Source organism: Nitrospirota bacterium, from assembly GCA_016219645.1.
In the GTDB taxonomy this organism is placed as follows: Bacteria; Nitrospirota; Nitrospiria; order Nitrospirales; family Nitrospiraceae; genus Palsa-1315.
Genome location: JACRLR010000010.1, coordinates 46,664 through 61,094, shown reverse-complemented (window position 1 = coordinate 61,094; position 14,431 = coordinate 46,664). Strand labels below are relative to the sequence as shown.

Genomic DNA, 14,431 nt, shown 5'->3' with positions numbered 1-14,431 from the left:
CGAGCTGATAAGATTGCCAAGAAGATGGGCTAGCGTTGGGGCTATGTAGCCTTCAAGCTCAGCCCTGTCTTTGAGATCATAACAGGTGAAGCGCCGGCACTCCTCAGCCTGTCTCCCAGGCAGGATGACAGGAGAACCTCTTGAAGACTTTCAGCCGTTTGATCGAGGAGAAAGTCGAGCCCAATGACGGCATAATGGAGTGGATGACCTTGGGGCCCATCGATACGGAATACCTGCGCGCGATGGGTTCCGTCTTGAATATCGGAGATGTGGTGCTGAGGGAACTGCTGACGCAGGTATAGCCGGACGACATCGAACTTAGCTAGATTGCCCACACGCTCCAGTATACGCCCTAGACGTTCGTGAAGTCATGTGGTCGGACAAAGTTGTCCTGCCCCGATCACTTCTTCCTATAGACGTTCAACCCTACTTTTTCCGTGCGATCGGGAATAGTCACATTTCCCTCCGTGGAGGCAATGATGATGGTCTTGCCTGAGGCGGAGGGTCCGAACTCTTTGGACAAATCTACCTTGATCGTCAACAGGGTCCCTACGACGGTCATCTCCACATTCTTCATGATGCTAGCCTCTCAGTGATGGACGACGTGTGAGTATGCACTGTCCGAATAATGGTACAACCACTACCGCGGGCAGAGGAGGAAGTCAATGAGCGGAGCGCGGGACAAGCGAGAAAGGCGCGACATGCATGCATTACTCCCCAAGTAGGGCCGAAGCCTGTTTCAATACCGTCAATTCAATGTGCACAGTGTTTGCTCCATCCGTCATCCAAATCTGTCCCTCTTGAATCGTGCATTGCAACTGCATGCTGGGCTGCGCGAGTGCGGCCAAGGCGCGGCTTCCGTCCAGGGGCAGGTTCAACACGGCGAGATTTTTCAATCGCCCCAAAGCGGCCATGTTTTTCTCCCACCACTGGTCGGCGCCACGCCCTCCATAGGTATAGATGGAGACCTGATCGGCACGCCCGCAGGCACGGCGAATGGTTTTCTCATCCGGTTGCCCTACTTCAATCCAATATACGATCGCGCCCATCAAATCCTTCTGCCAAAGAGCTGGTTCCTCTTCCGTACTCAGTCCGCGACCGAACGACAAGCCTTCACCAGCATGCAGCACAAAGGCCAGCAGCCGCACCATCAGGCGCTCTTCAGTTTCAGATGGATGGCGCGCCAGGGTCAGAACATGATCAGCATAATACTGGCGATCCATGTGGGAAATCTGCACCGTCGCTTTGCAAATGGTGGCGTTTGAAGCCATGAAGGGGATCGCTAGGTCTTCCGTTTCATGAAGTCTGCCAGATGGGCAAAGGGAGAAAAGGTTGAAGGTCGGTCTTGATGTCGGCCCATCAGGGCCTCACCGGAAGGATCAGGCAACTGATTCCTCTGGTGCTCATTGTCGTGGCAGTAGAGACAGAGCAATTCCCAGTTGCTCCCGTCTGGTGGATTGTTGTCGTGGTTATGGTCTTTGTGATGGACTGTGAGTTGGCTCAGCTTCTTACCTTCAAATTCACGCCCGCAATGCGCGCAGATCCAAGGGAATATCTTGAGGGCCTGTTCACGGTAGGACTGTTGCAGCTGAGCCTGGGTGCGTCGTGCCATGCGAGCCTCGAATCAAGAAGGCTTAGGTTGAGGTTAAGGTTAAGCGTCGACAGGTTCTTGTTTGCTCAACCTTAGCCTCAGCCTTAACCTTCCCCTATATGAGCTGTGTGCAGGGCCAAAAGAACATTCTAATGGCTGGTTTGTCCCAACCTGAGTGCTGAGCCTCTGCACACCAGGCCTTGACCGCGTTGCCAACCTTGTCACGTTGAGCTGATTCCAGCGAGACAAGAATCACGCTGTTCTCCCCTGCGGAGAACCATTGCCCCTCAGTCGTTCCTGATAGCCCTATCCCGGCTGCTTTGGGAAGTTCGGTATAGGCCTTGACCCCGCACTCCTTCAATAACTCGTGTACACGTTCTTGTAGTGAAGTCCGAAACACGATCATCAGCATATCCATCGGAAACCTCGAATTGGGTGTTACATCAATATAACAGGGTCCACCTCGATCTTGATAGACGTGAACGAGCAGAGCGTTGGAGGTTAGAGGCTGGAGGCGTTCCGGAAACTGCAGGCCTCAAACCTCTAACCTCCAACACGTACCCCTCCGCAAAAATACACAAGTAACGTGACAACCCCGAAGTAAGTAGTTAGCTTGGTGATGTCTTCGGCGAGGTTCCGACAATGTCATCGTGCTGCCATAGGTGAGGAACAGGATGCAATTTCTTAAGTTTCTAGCAGGAATAGTCCTGGTGAGTGTGCTCGGGGTGGTGGCCGTCAGCCAGGCGCAAATGATTGGAGGCGCCGGGGGTGGCCTAGGAGGCGGGGTAGGGCAGATTCCCGGGACCGCCTTTGGCGGCGCGACCGAGCCGGGGGCGGGGGTACAGGTGACGGAGGGGTTTCGCGTGATCCCCTCGATTTTAGTGGGGCAACGGTACGACAGCAATGTGCTCTTTACGCCCAATGGGCGGAGTACGCCGGGCCTGAGCAAGGAGGATTGGGTGACGACCACGATCCCGCAGGTCCGTGGGGTCTATGCTGGGAGCCTCGGGACGGTGGAGGCGATGGCCAGTGCGGTGGGGGAATATTACGCCAAGAATCCGGATCTCAGTTATGTCGGCACCCGGGTGGGCGGGCTGCTGGATGTGAGCCGGTTGGCGAATCGGGTGTGGGAGGGGGCGCACGTACGCGCCTCCAATACCTATAGCTATACCCCGCAGCCGCCAGCCTTCCTGACAGGGGACTTGTCGGGGGAAGGGGCCAATCCATTTGTACGGGGGTATCAACTGGGCCGAGTCAATACGCAAACCAATATGTTCAATGTCAATCTCACGGCGCCGCTCACGGCGGTGCTCAACCTGACCGGAGCCTACACGAACGGGTTTATTAAATTTGGGAATTCCGAAGCGCAGCAACCGGGGCGGCTGCTGGATACGGATTACCAGACGTACACGGCCGGGCTCGCGCTGGACCTGTCGCGGCATGATACGGTGAGTGTGAACTTCGTGGGGGCGGACTATTCCTATGGGTCGCTGGGCAGCTTCCGCACCAATGGGGGAACTCTCGGGTGGGTGCGCCGCTTTACGCCCAATGTCACCCTGACGACGGCGGCCGGAGCCCTGGCGGTCGATCCGAGCCTCACGACGGGGGCGTCGTCGGCAACCACGGTGGCGCCGGTGGGGAATGTGGCCCTGCTCTGGAATGACCGGACGACCACGCTGACGGCCGCCTATAACATCGGGGTGACGCCGTCGTATCAATTCCAGAGCGCCACGCTGCGCACCCAGGTGGTGTCGCTGAACCTGGTGCAGCAGACCCCGCTGCCGGAACTCTTCGGGGTGGCCGGCGTCAACGTGGGGTGGGGCGACCAGATCGGGGCGGGGAGCACGGGGTTCTCCTATACGGCGTGGGGCGGCACTGGGGGGCTGAACTATCGGGTCACGCCCCAGACCTTTTTAGGCCTGACCTACAGTTACTCGCATAATGATCAGTCGTTCGGAGGGCAGGACTTCTTGATCGAACGGCACATGGTCCAGCTGAGCCTGGCCCAGGCCTTTTAGCTCACCATCGCAGGCTGTTCAGAAATGTTTGAGGTTGGAGGTTAGAAGTTGGAGGCCGGTCAGAATTCAAGAAGGTTAAGGTTGAGTTCGACCTTCCCCGATCGCCTTTAACATCCACCCTCAAACCTCTAACCTCCAACACTTTGTCCACGCGATCCTGCGCTTCTCTGTTTCCAATTCCCGGCCCCGAGACCAACTAGCGCCACCAGCGCCGCGCCGAACAAGATCGCCGTGGGTGGCAATGGCACAGGTGTCACGGCGGTCATGACCCCCGAAACGGTTCTCGTAGTTCCCGTCCCAAATACCAGACGCCACAGATTGCGATTAGTAAAAGAAGTCATGCTCGGAGAGGATGGCGGCAGTGCGTCACTGGTGAATATACTGTTAGGACCACGAAGCTGAATCTCGAATATTCTCGGGGCCAAGCCATTCACTACCGGTCCATTAGGCGCATTCACGGTCACATTGAACCAATCGGTCCCTGGTGGCCCGTTTCTAATCACGACATTACCGGAAGTCCCCATTGTCGCGGTATAGCCTCCAATATTCAGGCTGAAATTTGTGATGGTGTAGCTGCCGAGGATGGCACTGGCAGTATTCGTGTCCGTCGTATTCACTGTCATGAGCCCTGACATAGCCGTTGGGCTTGGATTCGTGATAAATGTTGATGATAGTTGGGGAGACACTTGATTCACTGTTCCGGTGAAGGAATACTGAACGGTCACAGCAGTGGCCGGAGTGACCGCGATGCATGCCCAGAGAAGCATGCCTGCCGTGAAAGCCACCTTCAGAAAGGAGAGACGGGCTCGCCGCGTTGGTTCGGGACCTCGCAGAAGCAAATGTAGCGCAATCTTGGGTAAGAAAAAGCCTTTCCTCGACAATTGTTCTTCTCCTCCAGCTTAATAAACGCGCACTAACAGGCATGAACGGACAGCCTGCTCGTAAAGCAAGAGCGAGACCATCGCAGGCCACCCATATGTCATTGAATATTAATTGAAATATATCGATCGTGCGTGAAATATGTGCGTAATTTTGTAAGACTGTTCAGTAATGTAACAGGCAACATTGGCACTAAACCTGGACGAACCGGTATGACATGAAGACCACCGGCATAGGGCGAGACGAAGGGGGAAGATAAATGAGCCAATGTGCGGATGCTGGTTTCTTAGCCCGCAGTATTCATGACTGTTCGTGGCGAAATCGCCAAGCCGCGTCGTGAGACCGGCGCGCGGAGCCCGGAGGATCTGAGGCGTACTCGTGCAGTACGTCGAAGGTCTGAGGGGCGAGCCCGCCGGCCGCAGGCTTGTCGCAACAGCAGATCGGCGATTGTAGCAGAAGAGTCATGAATAATGCGGGCTAGATGCGGGCTCTATGCTGGGGCTATGCGACGGCCTGTGTAGGAGCCAACCGCGTGACGGTCCAGGCCAGCCTAGGTGTTAGTAGGCTGCGAGCGACTCACAGTTTGTATAGTTGGACACTCGACACTGTCGCGCGAGTCGCTGGATCGCTGCAATCTGTGCGGAAGTGAGCTGCGCACCTATCGTATCTCGCCGTTGTTCTGTCTCCAGATTCTTTCCGCCTTGTCGTAGATATTCCTGGACAGCGAGATCGAACCACAGATAGGCGCGCACATTATCCTGAGGAACTGCTTTGAAATACATCCCTCCCAAAAAGACCTGTCCCTCTGCGTTGCCCTGCCCTGCCGCCTTGCGGTACCACTTCACGGCTTCCTGATCGCTCTGTTTGACACCCTGTCCCTTCTCATATATCCAGCCGAGTTTGACTTGTGCCTGTGGGTTGCCTTGCTCAGCGAGGGGGCGGAAGAGTTGAGCCGCTAGAGCGGAGTCTCCACGTTGAAGAGCAGAGAGGGCATCTTCAAAAGAATCTGCCGCTGCGCCTGTTGCATACGTGAGGACCAAGATCACCGCGAAGAGAGCACGTCGCATCATGTACCTACCTTTCAATAGTGCCGACAGCATCGTAGACCTGAGCGCTACAGTCACACATACAATATAGCCGGTATTTTCCCTTTCGCCACTCACACGGCGCGCGGCTGCAGATCACCCACCAACACCATCGCTAACAGGTGGGGAGTGAAACTGCGGATTTCGCATTTCATTTGCACGAACGGCCATACGGGCTTTAGCATACTGATATATACGGACCCTTTATCAGGCTCAACACATCGCCGCGTTGCTTGCCCTTATCTGGCGGGTGAAAGAAGGAGGTGCTGTATGGCTAGTAAAGGACCTGTCGCTCAGATCACTCATGAGGCGCCGATCGCTCTCATGAGAGAGTCGTTCATCCCTCCGACCTTGCTGCCTGTCTGTTGTCTCTGCAGGAAGATCCGAGATGAGACCGGATCTTCCTCTGATCATGAGCACTGGGTCACACCGCGGACGTATCGACAGACCCATGGCGTGAAGCTGGCCAATTTCCCTCTCACGCACACGTTCTGTCCGCCCTGTTTCACGAAGTTCATGGAAACACTGAGTCCGTATCGCCGTGAGATTGTATCGTCGCCGTGACCTTGTCGAATATTCTCTTCAATCCCCGCTATAAACTGAGCGAATTCCTCAGGTGGTGGAGCCGTTCCCGGATTGAAACAGCCTGCCTCCCGTAACACGTTCAAATAATTGAAATCCGTGAGCCAGGTATTCTTTTGGGCCCTTTCTTCGGCAAGAGAATAATAGATCTCGTGGAGTGGGGTTTGAGGCGCTGAACGTTGTCGGGTTTTCACATCGTTCAAGATGGTTGTCACGCTCCTTTTGCGAATGAGTTGTGCCGCCACCGATGAAGTGACGAAATAGACCGAGGCCGCGCCGGCTGCAATGACCGCGAGCACGGTGAAGAGCCCTCCCATCATCCCACTCCCATGGAACCGCACTCCGATCGGAAAGCGGTGTGTGCTGAGGTCCCCCAGCGCATGCTAACCGCAGGAGTTGTGGAGCTGGCGAGAGGAATTGAACCATCCAACCGTTGCCGGGTCGGCTCTGAAACTTGCCTCGCGGCTCCTGCGAAGGGGCTGGCCCCCTTGCACACTTCCCACGAAGGGGACACATCCCCTTCGAAACCCCTAGGTCGGAGGTTCAATTCTGGAGCTGGCGAGAGGAATTGAACCTCCAACCTGCGGTTTACAAATAGCGACAGACCCACTGTCTCCCCCTTCTTCACCCTCACCAGAACCAACAGAATCACCAATGGAATGGCCAGGTTAGGTGAATCAGCCGAGTTGCGCGCGTTTGCGTGTGGAGAGGGCAGTTAGCACGAGTATGGTTACACTTTCGGTTACACTGCGCGCCTCGCATTAACGGGGGCGCGCCTGTTATGTCGGTCGTAACCTAACCCGAATGCGGGAGGGACCAACAATGACTAATGCACCGTTCAGCTCGTCATCGGATACTTCACGAAACAGGCGGTCAAGAGCCTGTTGGGTCTCTTCCGTTGTTGTGGGCCACACGCGAAGTCTGACAATCCCGTGGTGCTGCCTGGCTGGAAACGACCGGCCATCGGCGAAGTCCTCATCAAAAGTAATGATGAGCGCGTTGTGCTGGATGGCCCAGGAGAAGACGGCTTCATCGCTCTGGCCGGACAATCCGATGTCGCTAGTGTGGTGGACCATCCAGGCAGGTCTCACGCTGCGAAGCCAAGAAGCAACCGCGCGCGGAACGTTCTGGTCAAGCAGAACGATCAGACGGTCACGCACGCGGAATGACTTTCTCCTCATCAACCACGTGACTCGCGTATTCAAGGGCTCCAGTCACGTCGTCAGGAGTCATCTCGGGGTAGGCATCCAGAATCTGCGCTCTGGTGTAGCCGCCCGCGACCATGCCAAGGATGTTCTTCACCATGATCCGAGTGCCTCGAATGGTCGGCTTTCCGCTGCAGATGTTGGGATCAACTACGATACGTTCGTCCATCGTTTTAGTTCCTTCAACAGGGTGGTGACTCAGACGCAAGTGTAAATCGACGAGGTATGGAGTGTCCAGTCAAAGCCTTGATTATCAAGTGGCGAAGGAAGACGGGCAGCGGCCAACCGATGCGCCGGATGGCGAGAGCCACCGGCGCGCGGCTGCCGGTCCCCCGGCAGCCCCTAAACTTGTCAGAAAGACATTTCTCGTCGATCACACGGAATCCCACACACACACACACACACACACACAGTCATCGGGCGGGTCAACGTGGTCAGTCAAGATTCATGACTTTGGGAAGCAGTGGATTGAGAGTCCGTGGGGAAAGGTTGATCCGCATCCGGGCAAGCGAGGGCTCAAGGGCAAGTCATTAAACAAAGAACAGAACGAAAAACGAGCACGAGCCAGGGCGACCGGCGAGATCAGGCGGAAATGTCTCTCGATCAGAGCAGACCATCTGGTCACACTGACCTACCGCGACAATGTCGAAGACCGTGAGAGAGTCTTGACCGACCTGGAACGCTTACGGCGCATGCTTTCGCGTAGTGGCTACTCGATGCCCTACGTGGCGGTGTTGGAATGCCAGAAGCGCGGGGCGATCCATCCGCATTTAGCTGTCCGTGGTTTCCAGGATATTCGCCTCCTGCGCCGTTGTTGGTACAAGATTGTCGGAAAAGCACAGGGTCAGGTGAACGTGAGGGGGCCACGGCCTGGAACCTCCCCGGTCAAACTGGCCCGGTATCTTTCCAAGTACATCAGCAAAGATATCGACAGTCAGCCACGGGAGTTTGAGGAGCACCGGTACTTTTGCTCGTTAGGGATCGCCGTGCCGACAGAGCGCTTTCAGATTGTCCTGACGCGCCACGCGAGAGAAGCGGAATCGAAACTCTTCTTCCTCATGTTCAACGACACGTTACGTCGGGTTGGAGACTACTGCACGGTCAGGCACTGGATCGGAGGGGCAGGAACGTTTGGATGGATATCAGGCTTCGAAGACCCGGCTTGTCACTGGAGCAGAAACACAGCAAGCCCGCCGCAAACTCCGGCGCAGGAGTCAAATTCGTCGATGTGAAGGAAGTGGGCGCCAACCATCCTGTACTGTACAAACAGTCTCTTGACATGTACGGCTATACCGTACATACTGGAATGATGAAGGGAGCTATATGCGCCTTATCAGATTTCGCCATAAAGGGCTCCTGCAGCTCTACACAGAGGGTAATGCGAAAGGCGTCTTAGCATCACATCTCGATAAGGTGAGGAAGGTTCTCTTAGCCCTTGAGACCGCCCTCACCCTTGAACAGGTGGGCCGCTTTCCGGGCTGGAAGCTGCACCCGTTGAAAGGTGACATGAAGGGCTATTGGAGTGTAACCGTGACTGGAAACTGGCGCATTGTGTTCCGCTATCACGAACCAACACACACCGCCAGCGACATTGATTTAATCGACTACCACTGAAAGGAGACGGTACAATGACCATGAAGAACCCGCCCCATCCGGGCGACCTTATCAGAACCGAGATCATCGACGCTCTGGGCTTGAGCGTATCCAAAGCCGCAGACATTCTCAAAGTTCGCCGCGCGACCCTGTCGGATCTTCTCGCCGGCAAGGCGTCTCTCTCCCCTGAAATGGCCCTCCGCATTGAGAAAGCGTTCGGCCCTGACATGGACCACCTTCTTCGGATGCAGCTTGCGTACGATGTGGCACAGACCCGCAGCCATGCCAAGAAACTCAGGATCAAGCGTTATGTCGCCGCATAGGAAGTCTTCTAACGTGACTGATCAGGGCCTTGACTCTCCCGATCGCTTTCTATATACATCGCACCATAAACAATGGTCATGGGGTTGACCAGAACCGTCCTGCCGTTCGCATGAACGCAGGACTGATAACTCCTACCAAGCCAACTGGTAGGAGTTATTATGGGTTCACAGCAGAGCTTGTCGCTCCTCTTACATTTCCTATCTCAGTCTCGATTAATCTTCTGGCCGACTCATCCGCCACAACGATCATTTTCTTTGTATCGCTGGCCTCTTTATCGGGCGTCACCGATGCCTTTGGGACAGCCTTGGCGCTCTGGACGCCCGCTGGCCCCGTTCATTTCTTTCTCATCGCCTGGCTCGCCGTTTCGTTACTCGCGTTACACTTCTTACGCGACAACGATCCTAAACCGTTCACGGAGCGGTACAGGACCAGGCGCTCCTCCTTACCACTCCAGTGCCCATGTTGTCAGGCGCAGTTCATTCGCATCATTGAATATTACTCAATGGAGGATTAGTTAAGCCATGATGAAGTACCAAACCGTCACACTAGCAGTTGTAGGGCTCTTCTTGTCCGTGTCATTCCTTGGCTCCCCCGTTGTGGCGGCCGAGAAGGATGGCATCATGATGAAGAATGGCAAGCTGATAATGATACATGATGGGAGGGAGGTTGCTCCGATGGATCGCGAGACAACCTTGTCCAACGGTACGAAGATCATGATGAACGGCAAGATGAAAACGAAGGACGGGACAGAAATGCAGCTGCAGGAGGGCCAAACGGTAATGCTGGACGGGAAGATGATGGAGGCTCACAAGGACATGAAGATGGAGGAGATGAGCAAGTAGCTTCTCAGCGTCGTCGGATCTGACGACGCTTGACGTTCTGGAGGCTAGCGATGCTCGGCGGGGACTCCCCCCGCCGAGCCCTACAACAATGTCCAGGATATTCTGGGCCAGCTTAGGTCATTCGTGCGATTGGAGCGCAAGATCCTGGGCATTTCGACGTGCGCAGCATCGATCTAACGGCATCCACGCTTACTAAAGTTACGACATGAGTGGCAATTCAGGTAGTCGGAAATAACAGCCTGAAAGAGACAAGGATACCTAAATGAGATTCTTCCCGTACCTCATTGTCTTTTTGGGTTCCGGTATCGGGGGGGCAATCCGCCACGGGGTCAATGAGCTTATCCCATATTTTCCTGGCAATAAGTTTCCTCTTGGCATTCTCACGATCAATGTCACCGGCTCCTTAGTTATAGGACTTCTGGCTGGATATTGGGCCTTTCAAGGTGACGCGTCACAGCATTGGAGGCTCTTTCTCACAGCAGGAATTTGCGGAGGCTATACCACCTTCTCCACTTTCTCGCAGGATATCGTTCTGTTACTGGAGCGTGGCCAATATTCAGTATCTGCACTTTATGTTGTTCTTTCGGTTGGTCTCTCAGTCGCGGCCATGTTTTTCGGCCTTTGGGCCATGAGAAATCTGAGCTAAATCACAGGTCATGGAGCCCCACCAACGAACAAGACGGAATTTGTATCTCTGTTCTTGGGGCAGATTTCGTGCTTGAAAGCCATGAGGCATGCATTTATTTAATTGAAATAAAGTATTGTCTGGAAGGTAGTATGTCGAAAAACTCACTCAACAAGGAGCTGCTCTGATGGAGGATAGGGATTAGGTATTGGGAGATATAGTGTGGGCCATTGTGGCGGCGGCCGTTATCCTCGGGCTAATGGCGTTGAATGCGTATGTTCAGCGACTAAATAGAATTGAGGAGGCGCGACGAATAGGATCCAAGATTTCCGATCCTCTTAATCTTAATCGCCAGAGATCAGCAACTTCTCAGAGTCGTCGACCTGACGACATCTGACATCCTGTTGCGAGTCGATGCGGCCTTGAGTCTCTCGCTTCTGTATTGGATTTTTGCTCCTTCACCATGATGCCTCCCCTCGCTGCCAGCATCACGTCGATGAAGGCGACGGGACCACCGGCGGCGGTAATGACCCATGCCTGCAGGGTGTTCGTGTGGTCACTCGGTGAGCTGAACGGCGTAGCAGAATGTAAGCCCTGCAGATAATTGGCGGCGCGTGATGATCGACCTGCTGGACATGGATTTGTTTATTGAGAAATACAAACGGGAGGCCACGGATGGGCATGATTTACCGCAGGAAGAAGCGAGATCCGACAACGGGACTCTTGGTCGAGACCGGTCCTCATTGGATACAGTACTTCGTTGACGGGAGGCCGATTCAGGAAAGCACAAGGACTCTCGATCAGGTGGAGGCCAAGAGACTGCTGAAGGAGAAAGAAGGAGAGGTTGCCACGGGGCTATATCGGGGACCAAAGATTGAGCGTATCCGGTTCGAGGACCTCGCCGCGCTCGTGAAACAAGATTACCAAATCAACAAACGAAAGACGGCCCGGCGTATTGATGAGTACATGAATCATTTGAAGGTATTTTTCAGAAAGATGCGCGCGACCAGTATCACGACGGAGCGAATCAAGGCGTACATCGTGAAGCGTCAACATCAGGGAGCGGCGAATGGCACCATTAATCGAGAACTGGGGTGCCTGAAGCGGATGTTTCGCCTCGGCTTCCAACAGACACCCCAATTGGTGGCTCGTGTACCACATATTCCCCAATTGAAAGAGCACAACATTCGATCAGGCTTCTTCGAGCACGAAGACTTCCTCGCTCTCCGAGGTGCGTTACCCGATTATGCTCAAGTCGCAGCGAGCCTGGCCTACTACAGTGGCATGAGAATGGGCGAAGTCTGTTCACTGCAATGGCGGCAGGTGAACTGGACGGAAGGGAAGCTATTCCTTCAAGCTCAAGACACCAAGACCAATACTCCGCGAGTGCTGTACCTTACCGGAGACCTCTATCGGGTTCTCCATACGTGGAAAGGCCGTTGTGACATGAAGTGGCCAGCGTGCCCGTGGATCTGTCATCGAGGTGGGATTCGGCTACAGAGCTTGAAGCATTCCTGGAGAAAGGCCTGTCAGGCAGTTGGAGTCGGCCAAATGGTGAAGGATGCGACGAAGGGCCGCAAGATCTGGCAGGGCAAGATCCCTCACGATTTCAGACGGACCGCCGTGCGGAACATGGTGCGGGCCGGTGTGCCCGAAAAGGTTGCGATGGCGATTTCAGGCCACAAGACCCGGAGCGTGTTCGACCGGTACAACATCGTGAACGAGAAAGACCTGGAACAGGCCGCGCGGTCCTTGTCGGCCTACTTCGAGCAGCAGACGGTTACACTCGCGGTTACACTGGCTGAATTACGAGGGGAGAGCAGCAGTGCTGTAAGTCGCAAAGAGGTTGAATTGTCAGCGGAAGTTATGGAGCTGGCGAGAGGAATTGAACCTCCAACCTGCGGTTTACAAAACCGCTGCTCTGCCATTGAGCTACGCCAGCCTGAATGAGATGAGAGCGCTCGATGATCCTACGCCCCGCCCGAAAACCTAACAACTGCGTATGGAGCTGTCAAGCAAACCGGTGCAGAACTGACCCTCCTTCCCCTAATCCATAATTCCTCATTCCTCATTTGTAATTCATAATCCAGAACGCCTGCCGTCTCCAACCTCTACCCCCAGGCCTTTTCGCCCCGTTTCAACAATCTATTCCAAATATGTCGCATGTTCTTTCTAGCCTCTTTACGCCGTTCACGTTGACGTTCGACCATACGTCCGGCGACAAAGGCCGCCCGCACATTCGTTGATTGTTTGAGGAAGGCTCGGACATGCGCTTCGGCTTGAATGGCATCCTGGTGCATACCTAAGATGTCTTGCAGGGTGCAGGCTCGCTTGATAAAGCGAGTGGCAGCCTTTCCGACCGTTGTCTCCGCGAGTTCGGCTGCATAGCGAGCCCGTTTCGTCTTGATGCGAATCTTATGGAGAGCTACATCGCTTGGCGCTGCCGCCAGGCGCAGAATCGATTTCCGGAGCTTTTTGAACGAACTCTTTGCGAGGTCCTTCAGGGCGATGGTGGCTTCAATGACGACCAGATCTTGCGCCGTCTGCTGAAGCCTCCTGATGAGGTTCAGATATCGCGCGCTCTTCAACTCGTTCAGCAGGATTCCATGGGCGTGGTTTCGTTCGGTTTCCAGGTGGGCGATGAATTGCGCCAGTGGTCGACGGTCCCGTGCATCCATTGCGGCTGATTCCTCGCGAAAGTAGGCGAGTTGCACGTCGAGGTCGCGTGCATGTCCTAACAGTTGACCGAGCCAGCGTAATTCGTTTTGGAGCGAGTCGGACCAGTCAGGGCCGAGCAAGGGCCTGGCCGCGCGCAGGACCGCACGCAATTGTCTCGTCGCTACACGCATTTGATGCAGGCTTTCGGGCTCCCTGCCGAACCTGGCGCCCGGATCATGGGCGAGCAGCCATCGGACATGCCGTGCGAGGGTCCATTTCACATGCTCCGCTACCGGCGCATCCGGTGCCGGCGGCGGCCCACGATCAGGTGCGGGTAAATCGAGGGCGCGAAAGAGTTTGGGGCGTCCATCATGATCTGTGGCTCCCGCTCGGCGAAGTTGCTGTTCGAGGTCAGACAGAGTGCTGTTCTTCCCATTGACCTGTTCGATTTCAAGTTCCCGAAAGCGCTGAACGACTGCTCCGTCCTTGAGTACCGATACGTGATCGAGCGTGACATCTGCGACAGGGGTATGGTTTGAGCGCACGCGAACCCCTGTGCGCCAGACCCGCAGCGTCGAGACCGGCACAAGTTGCTGCTGCTCGATATGGAGAAACAGTAGATCCTGGAGGATCGCCGGCGGATTCTGCTGGCGATCGACGATCTCAATCTCCTGCCGGTCCTTTATCAGAGGGAGTTTCAGTTGCCAGGCCTGTTTCCCGCGTTCGATTCGATAGCGAAGTGTAATGCCCGCCCGGGCGAGATCGTACCCGGAGGTGTCGTAGTAGGTCGAGGTCACGAAATGGCGCGGGAGATGGGTGCCGGGGAGGGTGGGCAGCCGGAATCCGGAATCGATGGACAACTTGATTTCCCGCTCGATCTTCGAGGATACGGCGCCGGAGCGATGGTGAAGAGGAATAGGGCTGTCAGATTGATTCATTGAGAACCCCTATCAACAGGCTATTGATAAAGTCCGCCGTTGATATTGGAAGGTTACGGTTGAGGCTAATAGGGTTTGAAAATGTCGATGA

The 14,431-nt window shown here is 55.1% G+C and carries 17 protein-coding genes, 1 tRNA gene and 1 pseudogene; 8 read left to right on the top strand and 11 right to left on the bottom strand.

Going from position 1 to position 14,431, the window contains the following annotated elements:
- Positions 1–140 precede the first annotated feature (140 nt).
- A complete protein-coding gene (locus tag HZB34_02535; protein MBI5314829.1) occupies positions 141–302 on the top strand; it encodes a hypothetical protein in 162 nt (53 codons plus the stop codon).
- 98 nt (positions 303–400) lie between these two features.
- On the opposite strand, the gene HZB34_02530 is transcribed toward HZB34_02535, so the two are convergent.
- The 4 genes from HZB34_02530 to HZB34_02515 form a co-directional block, all read right to left on the bottom strand.
- Positions 401–577: a hypothetical protein gene (locus HZB34_02530; protein ID MBI5314828.1), complete on the bottom strand. Its 177-nt coding sequence runs from the start codon at positions 575–577 to the stop codon at positions 401–403.
- 133 nt (positions 578–710) lie between these two features.
- A complete protein-coding gene (locus tag HZB34_02525; protein ID MBI5314827.1) occupies positions 711–1,271 on the bottom strand; it encodes a YaeQ family protein in 561 nt (186 codons plus the stop codon).
- 11 nt (positions 1,272–1,282) lie between these two features.
- Positions 1,283–1,612 carry an HNH nuclease family protein gene (locus tag HZB34_02520; protein MBI5314826.1) on the bottom strand — a complete coding sequence of 110 codons (330 nt, stop codon included), beginning with the start codon at positions 1,610–1,612 and terminating at the stop codon, positions 1,283–1,285.
- A gap of 94 nt (positions 1,613–1,706) precedes the next feature.
- Complete coding sequence (locus HZB34_02515; GenBank protein ID MBI5314825.1) at positions 1,707–2,009, bottom strand: hypothetical protein; 303 nt, start codon at positions 2,007–2,009, stop codon at positions 1,707–1,709.
- Between the two features lie 256 nt (positions 2,010–2,265).
- Between HZB34_02515 and HZB34_02510 the strand changes: the two genes are divergently transcribed.
- A complete protein-coding gene (locus HZB34_02510; GenBank protein ID MBI5314824.1) occupies positions 2,266–3,609 on the top strand; it encodes a hypothetical protein in 1,344 nt (447 codons plus the stop codon).
- 128 nt (positions 3,610–3,737) lie between these two features.
- Here the strand turns inward: HZB34_02510 and HZB34_02505 are convergent, their stop codons facing one another.
- The 5 genes from HZB34_02505 to HZB34_02485 form a co-directional block, all read right to left on the bottom strand.
- The gene (locus HZB34_02505; GenBank protein MBI5314823.1) at positions 3,738–4,376 is read right to left on the bottom strand and encodes a hypothetical protein; all 639 of its coding nucleotides are present in this window, start codon (positions 4,374–4,376) and stop codon (positions 3,738–3,740) included.
- 669 nt (positions 4,377–5,045) lie between these two features.
- The gene (locus HZB34_02500; protein MBI5314822.1) at positions 5,046–5,558 is read right to left on the bottom strand and encodes a sel1 repeat family protein; all 513 of its coding nucleotides are present in this window, start codon (positions 5,556–5,558) and stop codon (positions 5,046–5,048) included.
- 425 nt (positions 5,559–5,983) lie between these two features.
- On the bottom strand, positions 5,984–6,475 hold the full coding sequence (locus HZB34_02495; protein ID MBI5314821.1) for a hypothetical protein: 492 nt from the start codon (positions 6,473–6,475) through the stop codon (positions 5,984–5,986).
- Positions 6,476–6,934: 459 nt separating this feature from the next.
- On the bottom strand, positions 6,935–7,315 hold the full coding sequence (locus HZB34_02490) for a DUF5615 family PIN-like protein (protein ID MBI5314820.1): 381 nt from the start codon (positions 7,313–7,315) through the stop codon (positions 6,935–6,937).
- Positions 7,308–7,529 (bottom strand): DUF433 domain-containing protein, encoded by a 222-nt coding sequence (locus tag HZB34_02485; GenBank protein ID MBI5314819.1) that lies wholly within the window; start codon positions 7,527–7,529, stop codon positions 7,308–7,310. Before HZB34_02485 ends, HZB34_02490 begins: the two co-directional genes overlap by 8 nt.
- Positions 7,530–7,590: 61 nt before the next feature.
- Here HZB34_02485 and HZB34_02480 point away from each other — a divergent pair, with 61 nt between their 5' ends.
- From HZB34_02480 to HZB34_02455, 6 genes and pseudogenes are all read left to right on the top strand, one after another.
- Positions 7,591–8,592: a hypothetical protein gene (locus HZB34_02480; protein MBI5314818.1), complete on the top strand. Its 1,002-nt coding sequence runs from the start codon at positions 7,591–7,593 to the stop codon at positions 8,590–8,592.
- A gap of 91 nt (positions 8,593–8,683) precedes the next feature.
- Positions 8,684–8,974, top strand: a complete 291-nt coding sequence (locus HZB34_02475) for a type II toxin-antitoxin system RelE/ParE family toxin (protein MBI5314817.1) — start codon at positions 8,684–8,686, stop codon at positions 8,972–8,974.
- A gap of 14 nt (positions 8,975–8,988) precedes the next feature.
- A complete protein-coding gene (locus tag HZB34_02470; GenBank protein MBI5314816.1) occupies positions 8,989–9,276 on the top strand; it encodes a HigA family addiction module antidote protein in 288 nt (95 codons plus the stop codon).
- A gap of 522 nt (positions 9,277–9,798) precedes the next feature.
- Entirely contained in the window at positions 9,799–10,119 is a 321-nt protein-coding gene (locus HZB34_02465; GenBank protein ID MBI5314815.1) for a hypothetical protein, read from the top strand.
- A 262-nt stretch (positions 10,120–10,381) separates the two neighbouring features.
- On the top strand, positions 10,382–10,765 hold the full coding sequence (crcB, locus tag HZB34_02460; protein MBI5314814.1) for a fluoride efflux transporter CrcB: 384 nt from the start codon (positions 10,382–10,384) through the stop codon (positions 10,763–10,765).
- Between the two features lie 654 nt (positions 10,766–11,419).
- Positions 11,420–12,466: pseudogene (locus tag HZB34_02455) on the top strand (tyrosine-type recombinase/integrase).
- Positions 12,467–12,611: 145 nt separating this feature from the next.
- Here the strand turns inward: HZB34_02455 and HZB34_02450 are convergent.
- A tRNA-Thr gene (locus HZB34_02450) sits at positions 12,612–12,686 on the bottom strand.
- 169 nt (positions 12,687–12,855) lie between these two features.
- Positions 12,856–14,340: a CYTH and CHAD domain-containing protein gene (locus HZB34_02445; GenBank protein ID MBI5314813.1), complete on the bottom strand. Its 1,485-nt coding sequence runs from the start codon at positions 14,338–14,340 to the stop codon at positions 12,856–12,858.
- Between the last annotated feature and the right edge of the window lie 91 nt (positions 14,341–14,431).